The 25,578-nt window shown below is 64.4% G+C and carries 21 protein-coding genes and 2 pseudogenes; 16 read left to right on the forward strand and 7 right to left on the reverse strand.

Annotation, left to right across the window (positions count from 1 at the left end; genetic code table 11):
• Window position 1 precedes the first annotated feature (1 nt).
• Entirely contained in the window at window positions 2–778 is a 777-nt protein-coding gene (locus QF050_RS13690) for a 16S rRNA (uracil(1498)-N(3))-methyltransferase (RefSeq protein WP_308930905.1), read from the forward strand.
• On the opposite strand, the gene QF050_RS13695 is transcribed toward QF050_RS13690, so the two are convergent.
• Window positions 765–1,724: a GerMN domain-containing protein gene (locus QF050_RS13695; RefSeq protein WP_308930906.1), complete on the reverse strand. Its 960-nt coding sequence runs from the start codon at window positions 1,722–1,724 to the stop codon at window positions 765–767. The genes QF050_RS13690 and QF050_RS13695 overlap by 14 nt on opposite strands.
• Window positions 1,725–2,069: 345 nt before the next feature.
• On the opposite strand from QF050_RS13695, the gene QF050_RS13700 reads away from it, so the two are divergent.
• The 5 genes from QF050_RS13700 to QF050_RS13720 all read left to right on the forward strand — a co-directional run bounded on the left by QF050_RS13700 (window position 2,070) and on the right by QF050_RS13720 (window position 7,576).
• Window positions 2,070–3,158 carry a PhoH family protein gene (locus tag QF050_RS13700; protein ID WP_308930907.1) on the forward strand — a complete coding sequence of 363 codons (1,089 nt, stop codon included), beginning with the start codon at window positions 2,070–2,072 and terminating at the stop codon, window positions 3,156–3,158.
• Complete coding sequence (ybeY, locus tag QF050_RS13705; protein WP_308930908.1) at window positions 3,155–3,628, forward strand: rRNA maturation RNase YbeY; 474 nt, start codon at window positions 3,155–3,157, stop codon at window positions 3,626–3,628. The genes QF050_RS13700 and ybeY overlap by 4 nt, the downstream gene beginning before the upstream one ends.
• Window positions 3,625–4,956: a hemolysin family protein gene (locus tag QF050_RS13710; protein WP_308930909.1), complete on the forward strand. Its 1,332-nt coding sequence runs from the start codon at window positions 3,625–3,627 to the stop codon at window positions 4,954–4,956. The genes ybeY and QF050_RS13710 overlap by 4 nt, the downstream gene beginning before the upstream one ends.
• The gene (gene era / locus QF050_RS13715; RefSeq protein WP_308930910.1) at window positions 4,940–5,899 is read left to right on the forward strand and encodes a GTPase Era; all 960 of its coding nucleotides are present in this window, start codon (window positions 4,940–4,942) and stop codon (window positions 5,897–5,899) included. Before QF050_RS13710 ends, era begins: the two co-directional genes overlap by 17 nt.
• A gap of 96 nt (window positions 5,900–5,995) precedes the next feature.
• A complete protein-coding gene (locus QF050_RS13720; protein ID WP_374121528.1) occupies window positions 5,996–7,576 on the forward strand; it encodes an LCP family protein in 1,581 nt (526 codons plus the stop codon).
• A 103-nt stretch (window positions 7,577–7,679) separates the two neighbouring features.
• On the opposite strand, the gene QF050_RS13725 is transcribed toward QF050_RS13720, so the two are convergent.
• The gene (locus QF050_RS13725; RefSeq protein WP_308930911.1) at window positions 7,680–9,632 is read right to left on the reverse strand and encodes a M13-type metalloendopeptidase; all 1,953 of its coding nucleotides are present in this window, start codon (window positions 9,630–9,632) and stop codon (window positions 7,680–7,682) included.
• A gap of 253 nt (window positions 9,633–9,885) precedes the next feature.
• Here QF050_RS13725 and leuA point away from each other — a divergent pair, with 253 nt between their 5' ends.
• From leuA to QF050_RS13740, 3 genes are all read left to right on the forward strand, one after another.
• Entirely contained in the window at window positions 9,886–11,625 is a 1,740-nt protein-coding gene (gene leuA / locus QF050_RS13730; protein ID WP_308930912.1) for a 2-isopropylmalate synthase, read from the forward strand.
• An 85-nt stretch (window positions 11,626–11,710) separates the two neighbouring features.
• Entirely contained in the window at window positions 11,711–12,463 is a 753-nt protein-coding gene (recO, locus tag QF050_RS13735) for a DNA repair protein RecO (protein WP_308930913.1), read from the forward strand.
• Between the two features lie 2 nt (window positions 12,464–12,465).
• Entirely contained in the window at window positions 12,466–13,317 is an 852-nt protein-coding gene (locus tag QF050_RS13740; RefSeq protein ID WP_308930914.1) for an isoprenyl transferase, read from the forward strand.
• Here the strand turns inward: QF050_RS13740 and QF050_RS13745 are convergent.
• Complete coding sequence (locus tag QF050_RS13745) at window positions 13,308–14,267, reverse strand: alpha/beta hydrolase (RefSeq protein WP_308930915.1); 960 nt, start codon at window positions 14,265–14,267, stop codon at window positions 13,308–13,310. The two genes, QF050_RS13740 and QF050_RS13745, sit on opposite strands and share 10 nt — an antisense overlap.
• 93 nt (window positions 14,268–14,360) lie before the next feature.
• Between QF050_RS13745 and QF050_RS13750 the strand changes: the two genes are divergently transcribed.
• Window positions 14,361–15,431 (forward strand): quinone-dependent dihydroorotate dehydrogenase, encoded by a 1,071-nt coding sequence (locus tag QF050_RS13750; protein ID WP_308930916.1) that lies wholly within the window; start codon window positions 14,361–14,363, stop codon window positions 15,429–15,431.
• A gap of 68 nt (window positions 15,432–15,499) precedes the next feature.
• Here QF050_RS13750 and QF050_RS13755 read toward each other — a convergent pair whose 3' ends face one another.
• A complete protein-coding gene (locus QF050_RS13755; RefSeq protein WP_308930917.1) occupies window positions 15,500–16,102 on the reverse strand; it encodes a DUF3043 domain-containing protein in 603 nt (200 codons plus the stop codon).
• A gap of 93 nt (window positions 16,103–16,195) precedes the next feature.
• Here QF050_RS13755 and QF050_RS13760 point away from each other — a divergent pair, with 93 nt between their 5' ends.
• The 5 genes and pseudogenes from QF050_RS13760 (at window position 16,196) to QF050_RS13780 (ending at window position 21,384) form a co-directional block, all read left to right on the forward strand.
• On the forward strand, window positions 16,196–17,674 hold the full coding sequence (locus QF050_RS13760; RefSeq protein ID WP_308930918.1) for a dipeptidase: 1,479 nt from the start codon (window positions 16,196–16,198) through the stop codon (window positions 17,672–17,674).
• Between the two features lie 124 nt (window positions 17,675–17,798).
• Entirely contained in the window at window positions 17,799–18,188 is a 390-nt protein-coding gene (locus QF050_RS13765; protein ID WP_308930919.1) for an iron-sulfur cluster assembly accessory protein, read from the forward strand.
• 186 nt (window positions 18,189–18,374) lie between these two features.
• Window positions 18,375–19,247, forward strand: a complete 873-nt coding sequence (gene coxB / locus QF050_RS13770) for a cytochrome c oxidase subunit II (protein ID WP_308930920.1) — start codon at window positions 18,375–18,377, stop codon at window positions 19,245–19,247.
• A 10-nt stretch (window positions 19,248–19,257) separates the two neighbouring features.
• A pseudogene (ctaD, locus tag QF050_RS13775) lies at window positions 19,258–20,986 on the forward strand (cytochrome c oxidase subunit I).
• A complete protein-coding gene (locus tag QF050_RS13780; RefSeq protein WP_308930921.1) occupies window positions 20,983–21,384 on the forward strand; it encodes a cytochrome c oxidase subunit 4 in 402 nt (133 codons plus the stop codon). The pseudogene ctaD and the gene QF050_RS13780 overlap by 4 nt, the downstream one beginning before the upstream one ends.
• 61 nt (window positions 21,385–21,445) lie before the next feature.
• Here the strand turns inward: QF050_RS13780 and QF050_RS13785 are convergent, their stop codons facing one another.
• The gene (locus QF050_RS13785; protein WP_308930922.1) at window positions 21,446–21,748 is read right to left on the reverse strand and encodes an HPr family phosphocarrier protein; all 303 of its coding nucleotides are present in this window, start codon (window positions 21,746–21,748) and stop codon (window positions 21,446–21,448) included.
• Between the two features lie 160 nt (window positions 21,749–21,908).
• On the opposite strand from QF050_RS13785, the gene QF050_RS13790 reads away from it, so the two are divergent.
• Complete coding sequence (locus QF050_RS13790) at window positions 21,909–22,679, forward strand: GntR family transcriptional regulator (RefSeq protein ID WP_308930923.1); 771 nt, start codon at window positions 21,909–21,911, stop codon at window positions 22,677–22,679.
• Window positions 22,680–22,788: 109 nt separating this feature from the next.
• Here the strand turns inward: QF050_RS13790 and QF050_RS13795 are convergent, their stop codons facing one another.
• Both QF050_RS13795 and QF050_RS13800 read right to left on the reverse strand, forming a co-directional pair.
• Entirely contained in the window at window positions 22,789–24,459 is a 1,671-nt protein-coding gene (locus QF050_RS13795; protein ID WP_308930924.1) for a ubiquinol-cytochrome c reductase cytochrome b subunit, read from the reverse strand.
• A pseudogene (locus QF050_RS13800) lies at window positions 24,437–25,508 on the reverse strand (Rieske 2Fe-2S domain-containing protein). The gene QF050_RS13795 and the pseudogene QF050_RS13800 overlap by 23 nt, the downstream one beginning before the upstream one ends.
• Between the last annotated feature and the right edge of the window lie 70 nt (window positions 25,509–25,578).

The raw sequence follows: 25,578 nt of genomic DNA on the forward strand, positions 1-25,578 counted from the left end.
GGTGAGCAACCCCGTATTTTTCACCAGCCCCGGCTCGCTTGACGGCCTGGCCGCCGGGCAGGTCTTCGCCCTCGAGGGCCCCGAAGCCCGGCACGCTGTCACCGTGAAGCGCTTGTCGCCGGGGGAGGCAGTGGACATAGTTGACGGCGCCGGCACCCGCATGACCGGCAAGGTGGCAGCAGCGTCCGCCTCGGTGCTAGAGGTTGAGTGCGGGGCCGTGGTGGCAGAAGAGAGGCCTGAGGTACGGCTGGTGCTGGCACAGGCACTGGCCAAGGGCGACCGGGACGAGCTGGCCATTGAGACGGCGACGGAACTGGGCATCGATGCGGTCATACCCTGGCAGTCCGAACGGTCCATTGTCCGCTGGAAGGGGGACCGGGCCGCCCGGGCCCACGCCAAATGGCAGTCGGCCGTTTCCGCCGCCGCCAAACAGGCGCGCCGTGCCTGGATTCCCGAGGTCCGGACCGCCGTCGAAACGTCCGGGCTGTGCGCCGCCGTGGCGGCCACGGACCTGGCCGTCATCTTGCACGAAGACGCCGTAAGGCCCCTGCGCGCTGTTCTTGAAGCGTGGCAGGGGAGCACGGGTGCCGGGCCCCGCGAGATCCTGCTGATTGTTGGCCCCGAAGGCGGCATCAGCCCCCGCGAAGTGACGAAACTGTGTGACAACGGTGCCGTGACGGCCCTGCTGGGGCACCACGTCCTGCGGTCCTCCACCGCCGGCCCGGCCGCCGTCGTGCTGGCCAGCGACATCCTGGGGCGCTGGACTACCGCACCTTGAAGGACCGTGTGTCCTCGTTCCGGTCCGGCTCTCCGCCGGAGCCGGCCTGCGCTACATGGAGTTCGTAGTCACCGGCCGGCAGATTCAGGGCCAGTGTGAAGGCGCCTGCCTGGCCCTGTTCCGCAGCTGCCGTCGTTTCGCCGCTCAGGAAGGGTGTCTTGCCGCCACCGTTGTCCGCCACCTGCAGGATTTGCCAGTGAAGTTTTGCTCCGGGTGACGTGCTCCGGCCGGTGATCTTCACGCTGCCGCCGGGGACTTCGGTGTTCTCCTGCGGATCGATGATCCAGACCGGTGCCACCAGGCCGGCGGCGCGGGTCATCAGGGCGCCCAACTGGACCTTGCCGAACGCGACGTAGTCAGTGTGCCCGTCCACGAGGATCCGGACCCGGATCTGCTGGCTGGTGTCGATCAGCCCCGAACTGGCGGCGGCGGCGGTGGCCGTGTAAATCAGTTGTTGGATGGCGCGGGCAGCCATGTCGGCGTCGAGGTTGCTGTTGAAGGCGTCAGCCGAAACGTCCACAGTGATGACGTCTTTGCCTGAAATCGATGTGGCCAGCTTGTCCGGATTCTGCCATGGCGTGAAGAAATCGGGGTCGAGCGGCTTCTCCGACATCATGGCGCGCAACGCGCGGGTGACCGGGTTGTCCTGCTCGGGGACGTCACGGAATTCGCGGTACAGGAAGACGTTGCCGCCGCTGCGGCCGATCCAGTACACCGGTGCCTTGTTGGAGGACTGCGTGGTTTCCAGCGGGGCGCTGGTCGAAGGTGCGTCCGGCATGGTCCCGCCAGTCGCCGGAACAGATGCGAGGGTGCCGGAGGGGGACGGACCGCCCTCAGCGGTGCAGCCTGCGAGGACGGGAACAAGCACCAGGACTCCTGCCAGGACAGCCGGGCGCAAGCGGCCCTTCGTTCGGCCTGCCCTTTTGGGCACAGAGGTTTCCGGCACTGTCCTGCCCTTGTCCTTTCCTGGCGTGGCGGGCCGATCCCCTGGCGGCCTGGAGTTCCAGCAGCTGCTGGATTTCCAGCATTACACAGGGGGACGGCCCCACAGCCGTTCTTTGACCGTCACGGCCCAACTGCAACGGGAACGATATGAGGCCGATATGAAGTTGATACCTAACGGGCGTACCCGCGGGCTTACGCAGGGACCCTGCGTATCTGCCGCCGCCTCCCGCTGGCGTAAGATGAAGGGATCGCTGGGCAAGGAGCACCGTGCAACGGGCGCCCCTTCCGGCACGGAAAAATTGGATTGAAGAACTTCGAGGGGACCACAGGCCTGCGGGCCAGCACCATGACTGAATCAGCAAATGGTAAGCGCCGGCTCAATACAGGCGACGGCAACCCCGGGGAATTTCCCCACTCCCTGCCCGGCATCCGGACCGAAGTTGTCCTGTTTGAGAACTCGGACCAGATGGTTCAATCACTTGGCAGCCACGATGAGGCGTTGCGGTTCATCGAAGTCCAGTTCCCGGACGTCAACTTCCACGTCCGCGGCAATGAGCTCTCCATCAGCGGGCCCGCCAGCGACGTCCCTCGGATCATGCGGCTCCTCCAGGAGGTCCGTGGCCTGGTGGCCCGGGGCATAGTGATCACCCCCGCGGTGCTCCAGCAGCTCGTGGCGCTCCTGCGCACCCAGTCACTGCAGAACCCCGTGGACGTGCTCACACATGACATCCTCTCGAGCCGCGGCAGGACCATCCGGCCAAAAACGCTGAACCAGAAGAACTACGTGGACGCGATCGATGCCAATACGGTGATTTTCGGGATCGGCCCGGCCGGCACCGGCAAGACCTACCTGGCTATGGCCAAAGCCGTCCAGGCCCTGCAGCAAAAAGAGGTCAGCCGTATCATCCTCACCCGCCCCGCGGTCGAGGCAGGGGAGCGCCTCGGATTCCTGCCTGGAACGCTGAGCGACAAGATCGATCCCTACCTCCGCCCGCTCTACGATGCCCTGCACGACATGATGGATCCCGAGTCCATCCCGCGGCTGATGGCCGCCGGGACCATCGAGGTGGCACCACTGGCCTACATGCGCGGCCGGACCCTCAATGACGCCTTCATCATCCTTGATGAGGCCCAGAACACCACGCCGGAACAGATGAAGATGTTCCTCACCCGCCTCGGGTTCGGGTCCAAGATGGTGGTCACCGGAGACGTCACCCAGGTGGACCTGCCGTTCGGGACTCGTTCAGGGCTGCGGATCGTGGAGGAAATCCTGCAGGGCATTGAGGATGTGAACTTCTCGGTCCTGGACGCCGCCGACGTCGTGCGGCACCGGCTGGTGGGGGACATCGTCAATGCCTACAGCATCTGGGACGAAGTCCAGCGGAACCGTGTCAAACACTCGGTCAACAGGGAAAAGCGGGGGGAACACGCGTGAGCATCGAGGTGAACAACGAGTCCGGCGTCGACGTCGGGGAAGCCGAACTCATTGCGTTGTCGCGGTACATCTTTGAACAGCTCTACATCCATCCCCAGGCCGAGCTTTCCATCCTCCTGGTGGATGAACCGGCCATGGAAAAGCTCCACATTGAGCTGATGGACGAGCCCGGCGCCACGGACGTCCTCTCCGTTCCCATGGACGAACTCACGCCGGGAACCCCGGGCCGGCCCACGCCCCAGGGCATGCTGGGGGACATCGCAATCTGCCCGCAGGTGGCAAAGGTCCAGGCCAAGAACGCCGGGCATTCACTCCAGGACGAAATGCTGCTCCTGACCACCCACGGAATCCTGCACCTGCTGGGCTACGACCATGCGGAACCGGAGGAAAAGGCCGAGATGTTCGGCCTGCAGCGCGAACTCCTGACCGGTTTCACCGGCAAAGAAGCACCCGCCGAGACAACGCAGTGACGCAACTGCTCCTGGTCGCGGTGGCACTGGTATTCCTTGCCGTCGCGGCCGTGCTGACAGCGGCCGAAGCCGCCTTCAGTTTCCTTCCCCGGCACGACGCGGAATCGGCACTGCACAGGAGCCGCGGCACAGCCATGCGCCGTATCCTTGCCGAGCCGGTGGCCCACACCCGGGCCCTCCGGTTTTGGCGTGTTTGGTTCGAGATGGCCTCCGCCGTAGCTGTCGCCGTCCTGGTTGCCAGCCTCCTGGACAACGTCTGGCTCGCCGGCCTGGTGGCCACCGGCATCATGGCCGTGCTTGGCTTCGTGATCGTGGGTGTCTCACCCCGGCAGCTGGGCAGGCTGCACTCCACAACCGTGGTGCGTTTCACCGCGCCCATGGTCCGGTTCCTCACGAGTGTGCTGGGACCCATTCCCGGCTGGCTCGTGACTCTGGGCAGCTCAGCGGCCCCCGGAGCGCCGGGCGGGGACGACGCATTCTTCAGTGAGCAGGAATTCCGTGAGCTGTTGGACCGGGCCAGCGAATCCGACATGATCGAGGACACCGAGGCGGAGATGATCCAGTCGGTCTTCGACTTCGGCGACACCCTTGTCCGGGCCGTAATGGTGCCGCGGACAGACATCGTCAGCATCGACGCCGGCTCCAGCCTCCACCACGCGATGTCACTCTTCCTCCGCTCCGGCTACTCACGCATTCCGGTGATCAGTGAAAACACCGACCACATCCTGGGCATCATCTACCTCAAGGACGTAGCAGCCGTCATCCATCAGCTGGGCGCCGGCGAGGAGCCACCCCTGGTTGAGGCGCTCGCCCGGGAAGTGCGGTACGTGCCGGAGTCCAAACCCGTCAGCGACCTCCTGCGCGAACTGCAGAAGGAATCCACCCACGTTGCGATCGTGATCGACGAGTACGGCGGCACCGCCGGCCTGGTCACGCTGGAGGACCTGATCGAGGAAATCGTGGGCGAGATCGTGGACGAATACGACACCGAGAGCGCCGAAGCCGTGGCGCTGGGTGACGGCTCCTACCGGGTCAGCGCCAGGATGGGCATCGACGACCTCGGCGAACTTTTCGACCTGGAGCTCGACGACGACGAAGTGGACACCGTCGGCGGCTTGCTGGCGAAGGCACTTGGCCGGGTCCCGATCGTAGGCAGCAGCGTGGAAGTGCAGGGAGTGTCCCTGCGCGCAGAAAGGCTGGAAGGCCGGCGCAACAGGGTCAGCCACATCATTGCGGCGCCCGTACCAAGAGTAGAGACTGACTTTGAAGGCCTCCTGGAAGAGGCCGAATCAACCCAGCAGGGAGTTCCACGTGAGCAAGAAAAATAAGGATGCGGCCGCGGACGATTTCGGCGGCTTCCGCGCAGGGTTTTCGGTCCTCGTCGGCAGGCCGAATGCCGGCAAGTCCACGCTGACCAACGCGCTGGTGGGCAAAAAGGTGGCCATCACGTCGGCCAAACCGCAGACCACGCGGCATACCATCAGGGGCATCGTGCACCGTGAGGACGCCCAGCTGATCCTCGTGGACACCCCTGGACTGCACCGGCCCCGCACCCTGCTCGGCAAACGCCTTAACGACCTCGTCGCGGACACCCTTGCCGAAGTTGACGCCATCGGGTTCTGCCTGCCGGCCAACGAGAAGATCGGCCCCGGTGACAAGTTCATCGCCAACCAGCTTGCCGCCGTCGGGCGTATACCCGTCATCGCCATCGTCACCAAAGCCGACCTGGTTGACAAGCAGGCCCTGACCGAGCAACTCCTCGCCGTCGCGGCCCTTGGCCGCGAGGTGATGGGGGAAGAGGGCTGGAAGGACATCGTGCCCGTATCTGCCACCGACGGTTTCCAGGTGGAGACTGTGGCCGACGTGCTGATCAGCCACATGCCGCCGTCTCCGCCGCTCTACCCGGACGGCGAGCTGACGGACGAACCCGAGGCCGTCATGGTGGCCGAACTGATCCGCGAGGCGGCGCTGGAAGGCGTCCGCGACGAGCTTCCCCACTCCTTGGCGGTTGTGGTCGAAGAGATCGTCCCCCGGGAGGACCGTCCGGATGACAACCCGTTGCTGGATGTCCGGGTCAACCTCTACGTGGAGCGGCCCTCGCAGAAGGCCATCATTATCGGCAAGGGCGGCAGCCGCCTGCGTGAAGTGGGAACCAACGCGCGCAAGGGTATCGAAGCCCTCCTCGGGACGCGCATCTACCTGGACCTCCACGTCAAGGTGGCCAAAGACTGGCAGCGCGACCCAAAGCAGCTGGTCAAACTGGGTTTCTGACCCGCCAGCAGGGCGCCCACCGGAGCCGTCCCGCCACATCTCCAGACTGGACCACTAAAATGGACCGGATTTTGTATTAAGAGGAAGGTTCACCACGTGGGTCGAGGCCGCGACAAACGCGACAACGAGGTTGGCTTGGCAGCCGGAGCAGGACCGGTATCCCGCCACGCGGACGGCGGTGCCGCAGGGGCGGCCCGCCACCTGGGCCCGCTCCGCACCATGCCTGTGTGGCTGAAAGTCCTCACCAGCGTGGTGGCAGTCGTCCTGGTAGCCGGGATCGCTTTCGCCGGCTTCTGGTTCTTCCGGCTGCAGGGCAACATTTCCAAGGCCCCGTTGAACGCCGGCGGCGGCAGCACCGAGTCGCCCGCCAACGATGCCACGGGCCGGATGCAGATCCTGATCCTCGGGTCGGACACCCGGGACGGGAAGAACTCCCAGTACGGGACCACTGACGATTCCACCGGCTACGGCAAATCGGACGTAATGATGCTGATGGATATCTCCGAGGACAACAAGCGCGTCAACGTGATCAGCTTTCCCCGCGACCTCCTGGTGGACATCCCGCAGTGCACGGACCGGAAAACCAACAAGGTTTATCCCGCCCGCAGCGGCGTGATGATCAATGAGGCCATGGGCGAAGCCGGCATCGGCTGCGCCGTGGATACCGTCAACAAGCTGACCGGCATGCAGGTGGACCACTTCATGATGGCGGACTTCAACGCCGTCAAGGAACTTTCCAACGCCGTTGGCGGTGTGGACGTATGCATCAGCGACGCCGTCTTCGACCCCGATTCGGGGCTTCGCCTGCCCGCGGGGACTTCCGCCGTCCAAGGCGAGATGGCACTTTCCTACCTCCGCACCCGCCACGCGTTCGCCGACGGCGGCGATCTGGGCCGGATCAAGGCCCAGCAGGGATTCCTGTCCTCGCTGACCCGCAAGATCAAGGACGAGGGGACGCTGTCCGACCCCGCAAAGATGCTCAAGATCGCCGACGTCGTCACCCAGAACCTCACTGTCGATGATGGGCTGGCCTCCATTCCGGCCCTCCTCACCATCGGCAACCGGCTGAAGAACATCGACATCAGCAAGGTTGCGTTCGTCGCCGTGCCCACGGCACCCGCACCCACCGACCCCAACCGCCTGGTCATCGCCGAACCTGCGGGCGCCCAGCTTTTCTCCGCACTCCGGAAGAATGTTGACCTGACCGATCCGACGGCACCCACCACCACGCCGCCCGCTGGGTCGCCGACGCCGACGCCCTCGCCGACCGCGACGGCGGCACCGGTCCCGCCATACAACAAGGCAGTCCAGCCTGTAACCGTGGCCAATGGCAGCGGCGTCCCGGGCCGGGCCCAGGAACTTGTCCAGGTCCTGGTGAACGGCGGCTTCGCGGGAACATCGCAGTTCCAGGCCCAACCGGTGGCAAAGACGGCCGTGTACTACGGGCCCAATTTCGCGGATGTCGCCACAGACGTCGCCGCCCTGCTCGGAATTCCGGCCGAACAGATGATCCCGCTTGCGGCAATCCAGGGCGTGCAGGTCTACGTGGGCAGCGACTTCACCACCGGTACCGCCTTCGGGGCCGGGACGCCCGCGCTGCCTTCGGACATCGTCAACCAGACCGCGGGGGACAAGGTCTGCCAGCAGGCAAACCCTGCGCTGATCGTCCGGCAGTAGCAGGCATAGCCTTGCCCGGTCCGGGCCAAGGCGCCCATAACGCCAAAGCAGGCCCCGCCGGTACCGGCGGGGCCTGCTGTTTGCCCGGGCTTTTGCGTGGACGCTACCAGATGCTGACGCGTTCGGCGGCGGGCATCCACATGCCGTCCGCCTCCGTCACGTCGAACGCCTCATGGAATGAATCAAGGTTCTTCGCAATGGCGTTGGTGCGGAACTCGTTGGGGGAGTGCGGGTCCGTTGCCAGGCGCCGGATGGCTTCCTCCTGCCGGATCACCTGGCGCCAACCGGCGGCCCAGGACGCGAAGAAGCGTTGTTGCCCGGTCAGGCCGTCCAGGACTTCGGGTTCTTTCCCGTCCAGGCTGATCAGGTATGCCTTGTAGGCGATGGTGAGGCCTGCGAGGTCGCCGATGTTCTCGCCCAGCGTGAGCCGGCCGTTGACGTGGTGCCCCGGCGCGGCGGTGGGTGACAGGGCGTCATACTGTGCCACGAGGCGGGCCGTCAGGGCCTCGAAAGCCTGGCGGTCCTGGTCGGTCCACCAGTTGCGGAGCGCGCCGCCGCCATCGAACTGTGAGCCCTGGTCATCGAAGCCGTGGCCAATCTCGTGTCCGATCACCGCGCCGATGCCGCCGTAGTTGACGGCGTCGTCGGCGTCGGCGGTAAAGAACGGCGGCTGCAGGATTGCTGCCGGGAACACAATTTCGTTCATCATGGGGTGGTAGTAGGCGTTGACCGTCTGCGGCGTCATCAGCCACTTGTTGCGGTCCACCGGTTTGCCCACCTCGTCCAGGTGCCGGTCGACGTCGGCGTTATGGGCGCGCTCCACGTTGCCCAGCAGGTCATCGGGCCTGATCTCCACGGCAGAGTAGTCGATCCACTCGTCCGGGTAGCCGATCTTGGCACGGAAGGCAGCAAGCTTGCGGAGGGCCTCCGCTTTGGTGTCTTCGCCCATCCAGTCAACGTCGTTGATGCTCCGGCGGTAGGCTTCGGTGAGGTTCGCCACCAGGGTCTGCATCCGCTCCTTGTGGGTCTCGGGGAAGTGCCGCGCCACGTAGATCTGGCCCACCGCCTCGCCCAGTCCGGACTCCACTACGGCCACGCCCCGCTTCCAGCGGTCCTTGTTGCGCGGTGTGCCGCTGATGGTGGTGCCGTAAAAGGCGAAGTTGGCGTCCACGAACTCCGAGGACAGGTACGGGGCGGCAGCGCTGACGACCCGCATCGCCAGCCACTCCTGCCAAGTGGACAACGGCACTTCGTCCAGGAGCACAGTGGCCCCCGCAAAGAAGTCAGGGGTGCTCACCACGATTTCGGCGCGTTTGGCAGGCTCAATGCCGGCCGCCTCGAACCAGGTGGCCAGGAGCGGGAAGAGCGCATTGGCTTCATCTGCCGTCTTCAGGTTGTAGGTCTTTTGCGGATCCCGGAGGGTGACGTTGTCCCAGTGGTGCGCTGCGAGTTTCGTTTCCAGCTGGACCACCCGGGTAGCGGCACCGTTGGGATCAGGCACTCCGGCCAGCTCGAAGATCTTCTCCACGTGGCCCGTGTATGCCAAAACGATGGGGGCGAACTTCTCTTCACGGTAGTACGACTCGTCGGGCAGGCCCAGGCCGCCCTGGCCGGTGTAGAGCAGGACCCGGTCCGGATTTCCCGCATCCGGTGCAGGGTAGATGTAGAAGAGCCCGCCGACGTCGGCGCGGAACAGCCGGCCCGCCAGTGCAATGAACTCCTCGGCTGATCCGGTGGCAAAGACCTCAGCCAGCCGGCCCCTGACCGGTTCCATGCCCTTGCCTTCAACTGTCGCCTCGTCCATGAAGCTGTTGTAGAGGTCGCCGATCTTCCGCTCGATTCCCGTCGCGTCCGCGCCTTTGGCTGCCGCTTCTTCGATGATGTCCCGGACGGCAAGCTCGGACCCGTCGCGGAGGGCGGTGAACGTACCTTCCAGGGGCCGGTCGTCGGGAATCTCGGTGGCTTTCAGCCAGGCACCGTTCACGTGTTGGTAAAGGTCATCCTGCGGCCGGACTGTGTCATCAATGGTGGACAGATCGATCCCCGAAATGGGCACTGAAACTCCTTTTTGCTGCGACGCCGCTGCCGGGCGAACACCGGAGGCGTCTGCATGCTGGACTTTACGGACGGTAGTGCCCTTTCATCTTACGCACCCGTGTTAGGCTCAAAGAGTGCGTGCAGAGCTCCTTCTCCTTAGCTGCCGCGGCGAGGCCACAGACGCTATCTAGCGCACGGCCCACCCTCGCTGCGGAGTTTGTGTTGCCCGGCCACCCTTTCACTGAAGATCGATAGAAAAGGCCACGAACGTCATGCGTAACGCACAAAAGCCCTCAGGAATGCCTGCCCACCGGTACACCCCTTTCCAGGACCAGATCAAGGTCGAACTGCCGGACCGCACCTGGCCGGACAAGGTCATCACCAAAGCCCCGCGCTGGTGCGCGGTCGATCTCCGCGACGGCAACCAGGCCCTGATCGATCCCATGAGCCCGGCCCGCAAGATGAAGATGTTCGACCTGCTGGTCCGCATGGGCTACAAGGAAATCGAGGTCGGTTTCCCGTCCGCTTCGCAGACGGACTTCGACTTTGTCCGCCAACTCATCGAGGGAAACCACATCCCGGACGATGTCACCATTCAGGTCCTCACGCAGGCCCGCGAACACCTGATCGAACGGACCTACGAATCGCTGGTCGGGGCCAAGCAGGCCATCGTCCACCTCTACAACTCCACGTCCGTCCTGCAGCGGCGCGTGGTGTTCAACCAGGACGAGGACGGAATCCTGGACATCGCCCTGCAGGGTGCGCGGCTGTGCAGGAAGTACGAGGAAACGCTCGCGGACACCCACGTGACCTACGAGTACTCGCCGGAGTCCTTCACGGGGACCGAACTGGAGTACGCGGTGCGGGTTTGCAACGCCGTCGCCGATGTCTTTGAAGCCTCCGCAGACCGCCAGGTGATCATCAACCTCCCCGCCACGGTGGAAATGGCCACGCCCAACGTCTACGCCGATTCCATCGAGTGGATGAGCCGGCACCTCCACCCGCGTGAGGGAATCATCCTGTCCCTGCACCCGCACAACGACCGCGGCACCGGTGTGGCCGCCGCCGAGCTGGGATACATGGCCGGCGCCGACCGCATCGAAGGCTGCCTCTTTGGCAACGGCGAGCGGACCGGCAACGTGGACCTGGTGACGCTGGGCTTGAATCTGTTCGTCCAGGGAATCGACCCCATGATTGACTTCTCCAACATTGACGACGTCCGCCGGACCGTGGAGTACTGCAACCAGCTGCCCGTCCCGGAGCGTTCGCCCTACGGCGGAGACCTGGTCTTCACCGCGTTCTCCGGGTCCCACCAGGACGCCATCAAGAAGGGCTTCGAAGCCCTCGAGCGGGATGCCGCTGCGGCCGGCAAAGCCGTGGACGACTTCACCTGGCAGGTACCGTACCTGCCGGTGGACCCCAAGGACCTTGGCCGCAGCTATGAAGCCGTGATCCGCGTCAACTCCCAGTCCGGCAAGGGCGGCGTGGCCTACCTGCTCAAGAATGAGCACAGCCTGGACTTGCCGCGCCGTGCCCAGATCGAATTCTCCGGCGTCATCCAGCGACGCACCGACACCGCCGGCGGGGAGGTCAGCGGTGCGCAGCTCTGGCAGATCTTCCAGGACGAGTACCTGCCCTCCGGCCAGGCTGAGGGGCAGTGGGGCCGCTACTCGCTGGGTGCCGTCAAGACAGAAACAGGTGACGACGGCGGCATGACGCTGCACGCCTCGCTCACCATTGATGGCTCGCAGGTCCGGCGCACCGGCACCGGTAACGGTCCGATCGCGGCCCTGTTGAACATCCTCCATGAAGACGGCGTGGATGTCCGGGTGCTGGACTACAGTGAACACGCACTGTCCGAAGGCGGCAACGCCATGGCCGCCGCATACGTCGAGTGTGCTGTGGGGGAGCGGGTCCTGTGGGGTGCCGGCATCGACGCCAACACCAGCATGTCGTCGCTCAAGGCCGTCATTTCGGCCGTCAACCGCGCTATCCGCGACGCCCAGGCCTGAAACCTGAGAGGTTGTGCCGCCGGTTCCGCCAGCGGCACAACCGCGTCCTGGCGACGTACCACCGGGCAGGATGGGAAGATAGAGCGTGGTCCAACAGTCTTTTGCCTCCCGGGCGTACCGGGACGACGCCGTGGTGCTGCGCACGCACAAGCTGGGCGAGGCTGACAGGATCATCACGCTCCTGACCAAGCATCACGGCCAGGTCCGCGCGGTGGCAAAGGGCGTACGCCGCACCAGCAGCCGGTTCGGTGCCCGGCTTGAACCGTTCATGGTGGCCGACCTTCAGTTGGTGTCCGGCCGGACGCTGGATATCGTCACCCAGGCGGTGGCAAAGGGTGCCTACGGCGGCAGCATCGCTGCGGACTACGGCCGGTATACGGTGGCCGCCGCCATGACCGAGACGGCGGAGAAGCTGACGGACGTCGACGGTGAGGCCGGGACGGCGCAGTACAACCTGCTGGTGGGTGCCCTGGCCGCGTTGAGCCGGGATGAGCATGCCGCCGGCCTGATCCTGGATTCCTACCTCCTGCGTGCGTTGTCCACCGGCGGATGGGCCCCGAGCTTCACTGACTGTGCCCGCTGCGGCGCGCCGGGGCCGCATTCAGCATTTTCGTCGCCCCTTGGCGGCATGGTTTGTGCCCAGTGCAGGCCCCCGGGTTCCCCTGCCCCGGCGCCTGAGACCGTCAGGCTGCTGGCCGCCCTGCTGACCGGGGACTGGACGACGGCGGACGCATCGTTGGCTCCGCACCGCAAGGAAGCTGCGGGCCTGGTGGCGGCGTACCTGCAGTGGCACTTGGAACGAGTCCTGAAATCCCTCAAACACGTGGAGCGTACCTGACAGTGGCCCTGGGTAAAAAGAACAATGCAGCCCGCAGGCGAACCCATCCTGTAGCGGCGCCCTACCCGCATCCTTCCGGCGAAGTGGCGCCGTCCATCCCGGCCGAGTTCATTCCCCGGCACGTCGCTATTGTGATGGATGGCAATGGCCGCTGGGCCAACCAGCGGGGCCTCCCGCGGATTGAGGGGCATAAAGCGGGGGAGCCGGCGCTGCTCGATGTCATGGCCGGTGCCATCGAACTAGGGATCGAGTATGTGAGTGTTTACGCGTTCTCTACGGAGAACTGGCGCAGGTCTCCGGAGGAAGTCCGCTTCCTGATGGGATTTAACAAGGATGTGCTGCGAAGGCAACGGAACCAGCTGGACGACTGGGGCGTGCGGATCCGCTGGGCAGGACGGAGGCCCCGGCTGTGGGGCTCGGTGATCCGCGAATTGGAGGAAGCCGAGGAGTTCACTGCGGCCAACAGCACCTGTAATTTGACCATGTGTGTTAATTACGGCGGTCGTGCTGAGATCACCGACGCGGTTTCGGCAATTGCCGCAGATGTGGCCGCGGGCAGGCTGAAGCCCGGTTCCATCACCGAACGGACCATCCAGAAGTACCTCGATGAGCCCGACCTTCCGGACGTGGACCTCTTCCTGCGCAGTTCGGGCGAGCAGAGGCTGTCCAACTTCCTGCTCTGGCAGTCCGCATACGCAGAATTCGTCTTCATGGACACGCTCTGGCCGGATGTGGACCGGCGCACCCTGTGGGCCGCCGTCGAGGAATATGCCAGCCGGGACCGCCGCTACGGCGGGGCTGTGGATGCGGCGGCCGCACCGGCGGATTCAAAGGCGGAGCAGCCTCACCCGTAAGCCCGCAGCCAGCGGGCCAGCCGTGCGTAGGCGTCGGTCCGGATTGCCTTGGGGGAGAGGAAGACGTCGTGCAGGGCGCCGTCAATCCGTTCCACGGTCACCGTGCTGCCCAGTGTCAGGGCGCGGGCGCCGATGGTCGACACATCCAGGACGGCATCGGTCCGGCGCATGTCCTCCGACCAGAAGAGGCCGTTTGCGCTGCCCTTGGACAGCAGCACCAGGATGGGCACCTGGATCCCCAGGCCGCGGGCCACCCGGGCGTGGCCGGCGAGCACGGCCCTCAGCCAGCCGGCGCGTACCGGGAAAGCCATGCGTGGGCGGTACCGCTCGTCGAGCGGCCACTCGCCGTCGGCGGCGCTGCTGATGGTGCGCCAGTAGTGGCCTCGCTGTGGAAGGCGGAGCACCGCCTGGGGCCGGAAGCGGGCCACGGGCCGAACCATGCCTGACGCGGCGCGGCGCACCAGTGCGCTCCCGTGCATCTCCAGCCATGGGCTGTTGAGGATCAGTTGTGACACGGCCTCCGGATGGCGGCTGGTCCACAGTGCTGCCACCAGCCCGCCGGTGGAGTGCCCCATCAAAGCCACCGGCCCTGGCGCGCCGGCAAGTTCTATGAGGCGGCACGCCTCCTGGATTTCCGCGTCATAGGCGGCGAGGTCGCCAACGTAGCCGCCAGGGAACTCCGGCCGCAGGCTCCGCCCGTGGTTGTGCATGTCCAGCGCATAGAAGTCGTATCCGGCCCCTGCCCAGAAACGTGCCAGGTCCGCGTTGAAGAAGTAGTCGCTCCAGCCATGAAGGAACAGCACTGCCCGGCGGCGGCCGGCCGGAACGTCCACATCCCCGGGCGGCCGGAGCCGGACCAGGGTTGCCGTCCGCTCCACGCCGTCGGCCCCGGTGGCCACAAAGGAACAGGACTCGAAGTCCCTGCCCAGGATGTCCGGCTGCCACTGCATGCCCTCATGCTAATCCGGCGCCGCCCGTATGTTGCCCGATCAAGGCGCTTCTCCGTTTTGGTGTGGGACGCCACCAGACGGGAAACTGGAGGCATGCGCGTTTATCCCACTTTCTTCAAGCTGGCCTTTTCATGGATGGACGCCGAGCGCGCCCACAAGATCGGATTCAAGGGGATCCGGCTCGCGCATGCCACCGGCGCGGGGAGGATCCTGCAGAAGCTGACCGCTCCGGCGCCCTCGCTGCGGACCACCGCCTTCGGCGTTACCTTTCCCTCGCCCTTCGGGCTGGCTGCTGGCTTCGACAAAGAAGGGCTCGGCATCGAGGCCCTCAGCGAGCTTGGATTCGGCCACGTGGAGGTGGGCACCATCACCGGCCAGGCCCAGCCTGGCAATGACAAGCCCCGGCTATTCCGCCTGGTCCAGGACAGGGCCGTGATCAACCGGATGGGATTCAACAACGACGGCGCCGCAACCGTCGCGCCCCGGCTCAAGGCCGCCCGCGCAGCACTTCAGCGCCGGTACCCGGAAGTCCGGCCGGTCATCGGCATCAACATCGGCAAGACCAAGGTGGTGGAGCTGGCCGACGCCGTGGACGACTACCTGGTCAGCGCCCGCAGCCTGGCCCCTGCCGCCGACTATCTGGTGGTGAACGTCAGTTCCCCCAATACTCCGGGGCTCCGGCTGCTCCAGGACGTGGAAACGCTCCGCCCGCTCCTGGTTGCCGTGGGGCAGGAAGCCGACCGGGCCGCCGGACGGCATGTGCCGCTGCTGGTGAAGATCGCCCCTGACCTGAGCGATGAGGACATCGACGACGTTGCCCGGCTGGCGTTGGACCTGAAGCTGGACGGCATTATCGCCACCAATACCACCATCGCCAGGTCGGGGCTCTCGTCGGCTGCCGGCGACGTGGAAAAGTGCGGAGCCGGCGGACTGTCCGGAGCTCCCCTGAAGCAGCGCTCACTGGAGGTCTTGAAGCGGCTCAAAGACGCCACAGGTGATGCGCTGACCCTGGTGTCAGTCGGTGGCGTGGAGTCCGCCAAGGACGTACAGGACAGGCTCGACGCCGGGGCCACCCTGGTGCAGGGCTACACCGCGTTCCTGTACGAGGGACCGTTCTGGGCCGCGCGGATCAACAAGCAGTTGGCGAAGAACCGCCGCCGCTGAGCTCCACTTAAAGCAGGAACCCCGGCGGTCATCCCGCCGGGGTTCCTGCTTTAAGTGGTTTCTGCGGGTCAGGAGGGGTACTGTCCGCGGCCAACCAGGGGTTTGGGCAGCCGCAGTTTGCGGAACTGCAGGGAGCGCATGGAGCCGTACCAAACGGTCCCGCCCTCCACATCGCCGAACTTCTGCGCCAGGCCCTTGCGGAGTTTGCGGGAGAGGATGAAGACGTCAACGAAGACGGCCAGGAACATCACCCAGAACGCGCCGAGCACGTAGATCATCATGTCGCTGGAGGCCGGAACCATCAAGGACACCAGGACAAACAGCAGCGCGCCGAACATCAGGTATTCGCCGAGGTTGAATCGTGCGTCCACATAGTCCCGCGCAAAGCGCTTTTGCGGTCCCTTGTCACGCAGCGGCAGGAACTTCTCGTCGCCGGTGTCCAGCGCCCGGCGCATCTTCAACCGCTGGTCCTGCACCGCCTGGCGTTCGGCGGCCTTGGATGCCTTGCGGTCCTCAGGCACCAACGGACGCTTGCGGGCAGCTTCCTGGGCCTTCCGGGTGGGGGTAGGGGCACCCTTGCCCACCACGCTGTTCTGCCGGGCCTCTGCTTCCGCTGCCTGCTGGTCTACTGTTTCCTGCGCCGAGGGCGCTTCTTTTCTACGTCCGAACACCTGACCAGAATACCTTGCGGGAGGCCGCCCGCTGCCTGCCGAGGTGGCCACCGGCTGCCTGCGGCCGAATGTGACGGGGGTAATGTTTTGGCCATGACTTCATCACCTGCGGCGACCCCGCGCACCACTACAGGTACACCAGGTCAGGGCCCCGACACTGCCGGCGGGACGGAAGATCTCCGTTCGGCGGTAGACCGTTCCTTCGACCAGACGCTGGCCCGGCTCAAGGATCTGGTGGCCATCCCGGGCATTGCGTGGCCCAGCTTTGATCGAACCCCGCTCGAACGCAGTGCGGACGCCGTCGCCGAACTCCTCCGCGGAGCAGGACTGCCCGAGGTCCGGGTCCTGACCGTCAACAAGGAGGACGGCACGCCCGGCGGACCCGCCGTCGTGGGCCGCCGCCCTGCCGCAGCAGGCAAACCGACCATCCTGCTCTACGCCCACCACGACGTCCAGCCTGTTGGCGACGAATCTCTGTGGGACACCGCGCCGTTTACCGCCGTCGAAAAGGACGGCCGGCTCTACGGGCGCGGCGCCGCTGACGACAAGGCCGGCATCATGGCGCACATTGCCGCCTATACTGCCGTCTCGGGGCTCCTTTCCGACTCCCTCGGGCTTGGCGTGACCTTCTTCATCGAGGGCGAAGAGGAGGCCGGTTCGCCAACATTCCGTTCCTTCCTGGAGGCAAACCGCGAACTGCTGCGCGCTGATGTCATCGTCGTTGCGGACTCCAGCAACTGGAAAGTCGGGACCCCGGCCCTGACCACCAGCCTGCGGGGACTGGTTGACGGCGTCATCGAGGTACAGGTCCTTGAGCACGCGGTGCATTCGGGCATGTTCGGCGGCCCAGTCCTCGACGCACCCACCCTGCTGTCCCGCCTGATTGCCACCCTCCACGACGACGACGGGAACGTCGCCATCGAGGGGCTCGTCGCCACCGACACCGCCGCCGTCGAGATGCCGGAGGCGGACTACCGGGCCGATGCATCGGTGCTGGACGGCGTTCGCCTGGCCGGTACCGGCAGCATCGCCTCACGGCTGTGGACCAAACCCGCATTGTCGATCATCGGGTTCGACGCCCCCGCCGTGGATGTTGCCTCGAACACCCTTCTTCCTCGCGCGCGGGCCAAGTTCAGCCTGCGGCTGGCGCCAGGACAGGTGCCGGCAGAAGCCATGGAAGCGGTACGCCGGCACGTCGAAGCGAACGCCCCGTTCGGCGCGAAGGTGGTCTTCACGCCGGGGGAGGCCGGGAATCCCTTCCGGACCGACACCTCTTCCGCCGCTGCCTCGTTGGCCATGTGGGCCTTGGGCGAGGCCTGGGGAGTTCCGGCCGTCGAAACCGGAATCGGCGGTTCGATCCCGTTTATCGCCGACCTGACAGAGGTATATCCCGACGTGCAGATCCTGGTGACCGGGGTAGAGGACCCCGATTCCCGCGCCCACAGCGCGAATGAATCCCTGCATATCGGGGACTTCCGCAATGCCATCCTGGCCGAATCGCTGATGCTGGCCCGGCTCAACAGCGACGGCCTGGGGCAGGAAGACGTTCGGGGAACAACCGGCGGGTCCTGACGGTTACGTCAGGAGTTAGAGCTACAGGACTGCCGCGCGTAGCATGTAGCTATAGCCCATACCGTATCCGTAGGGGCAGGCGTCGTTAGGCGGCGCCGCCAGACCGTCCTAAGAAGGTAGGCCAATGAGCACCGCAACCAACGAAAACAGCACCGCGACCCCCGCTGCGGCCAGTGATGAACTGCCCGTTCACGAGGTTGACCTGACCGACGTCGCTGCAGGCAAGGTACGCAGCCTCCTCGAGCAGGAAGGCCGCACGGACTTGCGGCTCCGCGTGGCTGTGCAGCCCGGCGGCTGCTCAGGGCTGATTTACCAGCTCTACTTCGACGAGCGGCTCCTCGACGGCGACGCCGTGCGCGACTTCGACGGAGTCGAGGTCGTGGTGGACAAGATGAGCGTTCCGTACCTCAGCGGCGCCAGCATCGACTTCGAGGACACCATCTCGAAGCAGGGTTTCACCATCGACAATCCGAACGCCGGAGGCTCCTGCGCCTGCGGTGATTCGTTCCACTAACCCGGTTATTTCGCCCGATGTCCGCGCCGAGCTTCCCGCCGTCAAAAACGGTACGGAGGCTCGGCGCCGACATGTGGGCGAAACGCCCGGCAGAGCGGTAAGCTCTACACCGAGTAGTAAAACTTTTAGTGTGCCCGGAGCGCCCATGGCAGCCCGGACAACAGCAACAAGTAGGAAGGGCCGTCTGTGAGTTCGCAGAACCGAACCGGCAGCCGACGCAAAACGATCACAACGATCTCAAGCTTGGCTATTGCCGGCGCGTTGGTTTTGACCGGATGTTCGCCAGAGGTAGAGAAAGGGTGGATGCCCACTGAACGTGGCACCACCAGCAACACCGACCGCATCATGGACCTCTGGGTCAACTCATGGATTGCTGCGCTCGTGGTGGGCACCATTACCTGGGGCCTGATCATCTGGTGCCTGGTGGCCTACCGCCGCCGCAAGGGGACCGTTGGATTCCCCCGACAGACCAGCTTCAACCTTCCCCTTGAGGTCTTCTACCTCACCATCCCGATCTTCATGGTTCTGGTGTTCTTCTACTTCACCGACCGTGACCAGCAGGCGATCGATGACCGTTCGCAGCCTGCCGACGTCGTCGTTGACGTCCGCGGCAAGCAGTGGGCGTGGGACTTCAACTACAAGTCCGGCGACGTGATCCAGGAAGACCTGCACGAGGCCGGCGTCCAGGCCCACCTGACCGGCAACAACATCGACAAGGAAAAACTCCCCACGCTGTACCTGCCGGTCAACAAGTCTGTTGACCTCGAGCTCAATTCCCGCGATGTCATCCACTCCTTCTGGGTTCCCGCCTTCCTGCAGAAGCGCGATATGATCCCCGGCAAGACCAACTACATCCGGTTCACCCCCACTAAAGAGGGCACCTACGACGGCAAGTGTGCCGAACTCTGCGGCGAGTACCACTCCGAAATGCTGTTCCGCGTCAAGGTGGTGTCGGAATCCGAATTCCAGGCACACATGGACCAGCTCAAGGCTGAAGGCAACACCGGCCTGCTTGGTGCTGATTACGACCGCAACCCGAACCTGAACGAAACCAAGTAAGGGGAGCGACGTGGCTACGTACACCCAATCCGCACCCGCCGGAGCCCTGTCGGCTCCAGTGGTACCAAAGTCCAAGGGGCGCATCGTCGTCAACTGGATCACCTCCACGGACCACAAAACCATCGGGTACATGTACCTGATTGCATCGTTTGTGTTCTTCTGCCTCGGCGGCGTGATGGCGCTGCTGATCCGCGCCGAGCTGTTCGAGCCCGGCATGCAGATCCTGCAGACCAAGGAACAGTACAACCAGCTGTTCACCATGCACGGAACCGTCATGCTCCTGATGTTCGCCACCCCGCTCTTCGCCGGGTTTGCCAACGTGATCATGCCGTTGCAGATCGGTGCTCCTGACGTCGCGTTCCCTCGCCTGAACGCCCTGGCGTTCTGGTTCTTCCTCTTCGGCTCCACCATCGCGGTGTCGGGCTTCATCACCCCGCAGGGCGCTGCTTCCTTTGGCTGGTTCGCCTACGCGCCGCTCTCGGACACCACGTTTACCCCGGGCATCGGCGGTGACCTCTGGGTCTTCGGCCTGGCCCTGTCCGGCTTCGGCACCATCCTCGGCGCGGTCAACTTCATCACGACCATCATCTGCATGCGTGCCCCGGGCATGACCATGTGGCGGATGCCGATCTTCACCTGGAACACCCTGATCACGGCGATCCTGGTACTCATGGCCTTCCCGCCGCTGGCGGCAGCCCTCTTTGCCCTGGGCGCGGACCGGAAGTTCGGCGCCCACATCTTCGATCCCGCGAACGGCGGTGCCGTCCTCTGGCAGCACCTGTTCTGGTTCTTCGGCCACCCTGAGGTGTACATCATCGCGCTGCCGTTCTTCGGTATCGTCTCGGAGATCTTCCCGGTCTTCAGCCGCAAGCCGGTCTTCGGTTACAAGGGACTGGTCTACGCCACGATCGCCATTGCGGCTCTCTCGGTGACCGTCTGGGCCCACCAACATGTACGTCACGGGCGCTGTCTTGCTTCCGTTCTTCTCGTTCATGACGATGCTCATCGCAGTGCCCACCGGCGTGAAGTTCTTCAACTGGATCGGCACCATGTGGCGGGGTTCACTGACCTTCGAGACCCCTATGCTGTGGAGCATCGGCTTCCTCATTACGTTCCTCTTCGGCGGCCTGACCGGCATCATCCTGGCCTCCCCGCCGCTGGACTTCCACGTTTCGGACTCCTACTTCGTGGTGGCTCACTTCCACTACGTGGTCTTCGGCACCGTTGTATTCGCAATGTTCGCAGGGTTCTACTTCTGGTGGCCCAAGTGGACGGGCAAGATGCTCAACGAGCGCCTGGGCAAGATCCACTTCTGGCTGCTCTTCCTGGGTTTCCACGGCACGTTCCTCATCCAGCACTGGCTTGGTGTCATGGGCATGCCGCGTCGCTACGCAGACTACCTGCCCGAAGACAACTTCACCTGGATGAACCAGTTCTCCACCATCTCCTCCTTCGTGCTTGGCGCGTCGCTGATTCCGTTCTTCTGGAACGTGTACATCACGTCGCGGAATGCCGAAAGAGTCCAGGTGGATGACCCGTGGGGCTTCGGTGCTTCGCTTGAGTGGGCTACTTCCTGCCCGCCGCCGCGCCACAACTTCACGTCCCTGCCCCGGATCCGTTCGGAACGTCCTGCCCTGGACCTGCACCACCCGGAACTCCGCCAGGTACATACCGCTGATTCGCCGGCGCCCGCAGCGGCAGTGCTCGGCAACGCTGACCAGAAGGACACCGCACAGTGAAAATCGAATCCTGGATCTTTGGCTCTGGAGTCTTCTTCTTCGTCCCTATCTCCTTGGTTTACGGTTTCCTGACGCACTGGAGTGAGTGGGTCGGCATCCTGGGCATTCTCCTCGTCGGCGGCCTCGCAGGCATGATCGGCGGCTACCTCGGATTCACCGGCAAGCGGGTCGGCCTGCGGCCCGAAGACCGCAGCGACGCCGAGATCCACGAAGGGGCCGGCGAGCAGGGACACTTCAGCCCCTGGAGCTGGTGGCCCCTGGTTCTTGGCATTGCCTGCGCCACCGGCTTCCTGGGCTTGGCAGTCGGATTCTGGATCGTCTTCATCGCCGGCGGCATCGCCGTTGTGGCCCTTGTCGGCTGGGTATACGAGTACAGCCGCGGTGACCACGCGCACTAAGAAACTAAAGCAATAACGACGTCGGGCCCCACCTAAGGTGGGGCCCGACGTCGTTCTATCCTCAAACGCTTTGGACGGCTCCCTGGGACTCCAGCAGGCCGCCGAGGTCCCTTAGGGCGTCCAGCGCCCTCCGATGCTCCTGCGCGCCGTTCAGGGCGTCGTCGCTGACCGCCAACTCCACCTCGCACCCCTGCTGGAAGTCAGCTGCCATCACCTGGAGCAGGGAACGTGCGTCAATGTTTCCGCTGCCGGCTTTCCTGATGGTCAGGGGAAGCCCCGTGTCCGTAACAGCACGGACGAATACCGCGGCAGAGCGTGCGTGCAGGCCCTGAGGCGCTGTCACCACGGCCTTCAGTGTTGGCAAAGGAGACTCCTTCGTCACGACGGCCCCATCCGTCTTTGGGCAAAATTTCCAGACCAAATATATCGGGCCCGCCCGCCGAGGCAGTAAACGGACAACGGTCACCCGCTGGTCTAGACCGTCCTAAAATTGAACAGGACAACAAACGGCAGGAAGAGGAACCATGGCAGCTGGCGCCACCGCCATCACCGGCGAAATAGACCGCACCAGCGGCACCGCGATCTATGTTCAGCTCCGGGAGATCCTTCGGGGCTACATCGCAGAATCCTGCCTTCCAGGTTCGGCACTTCCGTCTGAGCGTGACCTGGCCGAGCGTTTCGGGCTTGCGAGGATGACTGTCCGGCAGGCCATTGATGCCCTGGTAGGGGAGGAGGTGATCGAACGCGTTGTGGGATTGGGAACCTTCGTTCGCCGGCCGAAGCTCGACCTGCAGGTCAAGCTGACGTCCTACAGCGAAGAGATGCAACGCCGAGGTATGGTCCCTGCCGCAAAAGTGCTCAGCTTCGAACAGATTGGAGCCAGCGCCTTCCTGGCCCGCGAACTGCAATTGGACGAGGGAACCCCCCTGGTACGCTTCCGCCGGCTGCTCCTGGCCGACGGTGAGCCGATGAGCGTGGACGAGAACTTCATCCCGGCGCATCGTGTCCCGGGCCTTCTCGACCACGAGCCACCCACGTCGCTGTACAACGTCCTCAGCGAGCAGTTCGGCCTGGTGATGGAGTGGGGCGAGGACATGATCGAGGCCACGGCTGCATCACCCTCCACTGCGCGGTTGTTGAACGTCGAGGTTGGGGCGCCGTTGCTGAAGATCCAGCGGCACGCCTTCGTAGCGCGCGCAATGGTGGACTACTCCGTCTCCTATTACCGCGCGGACCGTTACAAGCTGTGGGTTCCCCTGCAGCGGCCCGGAGCCCGCAGGGCGCGCAATCACTGAAGCACCAGGTGGCCTTCACCAGACCCCGGCGCCGCGAAAAGGCGGCAGCCAATAATGCACGAAGGGCCCGATCCGTGTGGATCGGGCCCTTCGTGTCGATTGCCGTCGCCTAGTGCGTCAGGCTCTTCGTTCCCTCTGCAGCTTCAACAGCCTCGTGGCCGTGGCCGTGTGCTGCTTCCAACTCCGCAGGGGTTGCGGGCGCAACGCGGTCCTCGAAGAACCAGCGGGACAGCAGCGCGCGCCGCTTTTCCTTGCGGGTAACCACGCCGTGCTCGTTGGGCACAGCCGCCTGGACCTGGGGTGATTCGAAGCCAACCAGCTTGTAGCGCTTGTATTCGTCCAGCGGTGCATGCACCTCGATGAACTCACCGTGAGGAAGCCGTACGATGCGGCCGGTTTCGCGGCCGTGGAGGGCGATTTCGCGGTCCTTCCGCTGCAAGGCAAGGGCCACGCGTTTGGTGACAATGAACGCAAGGATCGGGCCGACGAAGAACAGCGCCCGCAACCAGTACGTAACATCGTTCAGGGACACGTGGAAGTGGGTTGCGATGAGGTCGGAACCTGCAGCTGCCCACATGACGCAGTACCAAACGAATCCTGCCATGCCGATGGCGGTACGGGTCGGGGCGTTTCGTGGACGGTCAAGAACGTGGTGTTCCCGGTCGTCCTTGGTGATCCAGCGCTCGATCCACGGGTAGGCGAACATCACGGTGAACAGGATGCCGGCCGGGACAAGGGCGGGCAGCAGGACGTTGAACGTGAAGACGTGTCCGAACCAGACCTGTTCGACATGCCAACCGTACAGGTTGCCCGGCATCAGACGGAGTGCACCGTCGACGAAACCGATGTACCAGTCGGGCTGGGTGCCTGCCGACACGGGAGAGGGATCGTAAGGGCCGTAGTTCCAGATCGGGTTGATGGTGAAGAACGCGGCCATCAACGCAATCACGCCGAAGACGATGAAGAAGAATCCACCGGCCTTGGCGGCGTACACGGGACCCAGGGGATAGCCGACGACGTTGTTGTCGTTGCGTCCGGGGCCCGGGTACTGGGTGTGCTTGTGGACAACAACCATGAACAGGTGCATGACGATCATCAGCAGAATCAGTGCCGGCACCAACAGGATGTGCAGCATGTAAAGGCGGCTGATGATGGCCGTACCCGGGAATTCTCCACCGAAGAGGAAGAATGAAATGTACGTGCCGATGACCGGGATGGACTTGATGACACCGTCGATAATGCGCAGGCCGTTGCCGGAGAGCAGGTCGTCGGGAAGCGAGTACCCGGTGAAGCCGGCGGCCATTGCCAGGATCAGCAGGACACAGCCGACAACCCAGTTCATTTCACGGGGCCGCCGGAACGCACCGGTGAAGAAGACCCGGAGCATGTGGACTGCGACTGATGCCACGAACAGCAGTGCTGCCCAGTGGTGGACCTGGCGCATGAAGAGGCCGCCGCGGACGTCGAAGGAGATGTTCAGCGATGAGCTGTAAGCCACCGACATCTCCACGCCCTTCAGCGGAACGTAGCCGCCGCTGTAGTGCGTTTCGGCCATGGACGGATCGAAGAAGAACGTCAGGAAGGTGCCGGACAGCAGCAGGATGACGAAGGAGTACAGCGCCACTTCGCCGAACATGAATGACCAGTGGTCGGGGAAGACTTTGCGGCCGAATTCCCTCAGGATTCCGGAGCCCCCAACGCGGGAATCGACGAAGTCGGTAATCCGACCGGCCTTGGTTTTAGCGACGAAAGCGGGTTCAGCTGTTGACGGTGCGCTCATGCTCATCACGCTCCCAGTAACTTGGTCCTACGGGTTCATGGAAGTCGCTGGTAGCGACGAGGTAGCCCTCGGTATCAACTGCGATGGGCAGCTGGGGGAGAGGACGGCTGGCGGGGCCGAAGATCACCTTGCACTCTTGGGTGAGGTCGAAGGTGGACTGGTGGCACGGGCACAGGAGGTGGTGCGTCTGCTGCTCGTAAAGGGCAACAGGGCAGCCGACGTGGGTGCAGATCTTCGGAGTAGGCAACGATGCCGTTGTAGCCCCACTCTTCGCGTCCCTTGGAGGGATTCAGCGATGCAGGATCGAGGCGCATCAGGAGAACAACGGCCTTGGCCTTCTCGTTGAGCTTGCCTTCGCTGAGTTCGTTGAGGCCCTCGGGGATGACATGGAACGCCGAGCCGATGGTGACATCCGAGGCCTTGATGGGGGTTCCGTCGGGGTCGCGGGTGAGGCGCTTGAGCTTGCCGTCCTGGGGCGCCCACATGGTGTGTGCAAGCTTGTCGTCAGGACGGGGCCCGAGGTCGCCGAAGATGGCGATCGCAGGAAGCGGAGCGAGAGCCACGGCACCCAGGAGGGTGTTGCGGATCAGCGGGCGGCGCTTGATGCCGGTCTCTTCAACGATGTCGTCAACGATGCGGACAGCAGCCTGCCGGTCCTCTTCGTAACGGATCGCGTGACGCTCTTCGGAGACTTCGTGATCGGGCATCAGGGCCTTGGCCCAGTGCACGATGCCGGTTCCGATACCCAACATCGCAAAGGCGGTGCCAATGCCAAGCAGGGCATTCTGGAGCCGGATGGTGGCAATGCTGGAGTCGTTACCCAGATCGATGGCGAAGTACGCCACCAGGAAGATCAGGGTGCCAACAACAGAAATGCCAAACAATAAGGCGACCTGCCGTTCTGCCCGCTTTGCGGCTCTCGGGTCCGTGTCAGCCAGGCGCAAACGATGCGGGGGAATTCCAGGATCCTGGAACTTCTCCACCTCATTCTGACCAGCCGTAGCTACGGTGCCCGAGTGGTTCGGACTGCCGTCACTATGGTTGCCCATAATTCGCCTCATCCTTCTCTCGTCCCGGCGATCGCCGGGTTAGTTTCTAATTTCAAGCTGCTGACAGGGC

The sequence above is a fragment of the Arthrobacter sp. SLBN-112 genome (assembly GCF_030944625.1).
Taxonomy (GTDB): domain Bacteria; phylum Actinomycetota; class Actinomycetes; order Actinomycetales; family Micrococcaceae; genus Arthrobacter.

What these genes read in the sequence shown, in the direction of transcription:
- QF050_RS13765 (WP_308930919.1), top strand. Translation starts at nt 17,799, where the DNA reads ATGAGCACCGCAACCAACGAAAACAGCACCGCGACCCCCGCTGCGGCC.
- QF050_RS13750 (WP_308930916.1), top strand. Translation starts at nt 14,361, where the DNA reads ATGCGCGTTTATCCCACTTTCTTCAAGCTGGCCTTTTCATGGATGGAC.
- QF050_RS13760 (WP_308930918.1), top strand. Translation starts at nt 16,196, where the DNA reads ATGACTTCATCACCTGCGGCGACCCCGCGCACCACTACAGGTACACCA.
- leuA (WP_308930912.1), top strand. Translation starts at nt 9,886, where the DNA reads ATGCGTAACGCACAAAAGCCCTCAGGAATGCCTGCCCACCGGTACACC.
- QF050_RS13745 (WP_308930915.1), bottom strand. Translation starts at nt 14,267, where the DNA reads ATGCAGTGGCAGCCGGACATCCTGGGCAGGGACTTCGAGTCCTGTTCC.
- QF050_RS13795 (WP_308930924.1), bottom strand. Translation starts at nt 24,459, where the DNA reads ATGAGCGCACCGTCAACAGCTGAACCCGCTTTCGTCGCTAAAACCAAG.
- QF050_RS13700 (WP_308930907.1), top strand. Translation starts at nt 2,070, where the DNA reads ATGACTGAATCAGCAAATGGTAAGCGCCGGCTCAATACAGGCGACGGC.
- QF050_RS13790 (WP_308930923.1), top strand. Translation starts at nt 21,909, where the DNA reads ATGGCAGCTGGCGCCACCGCCATCACCGGCGAAATAGACCGCACCAGC.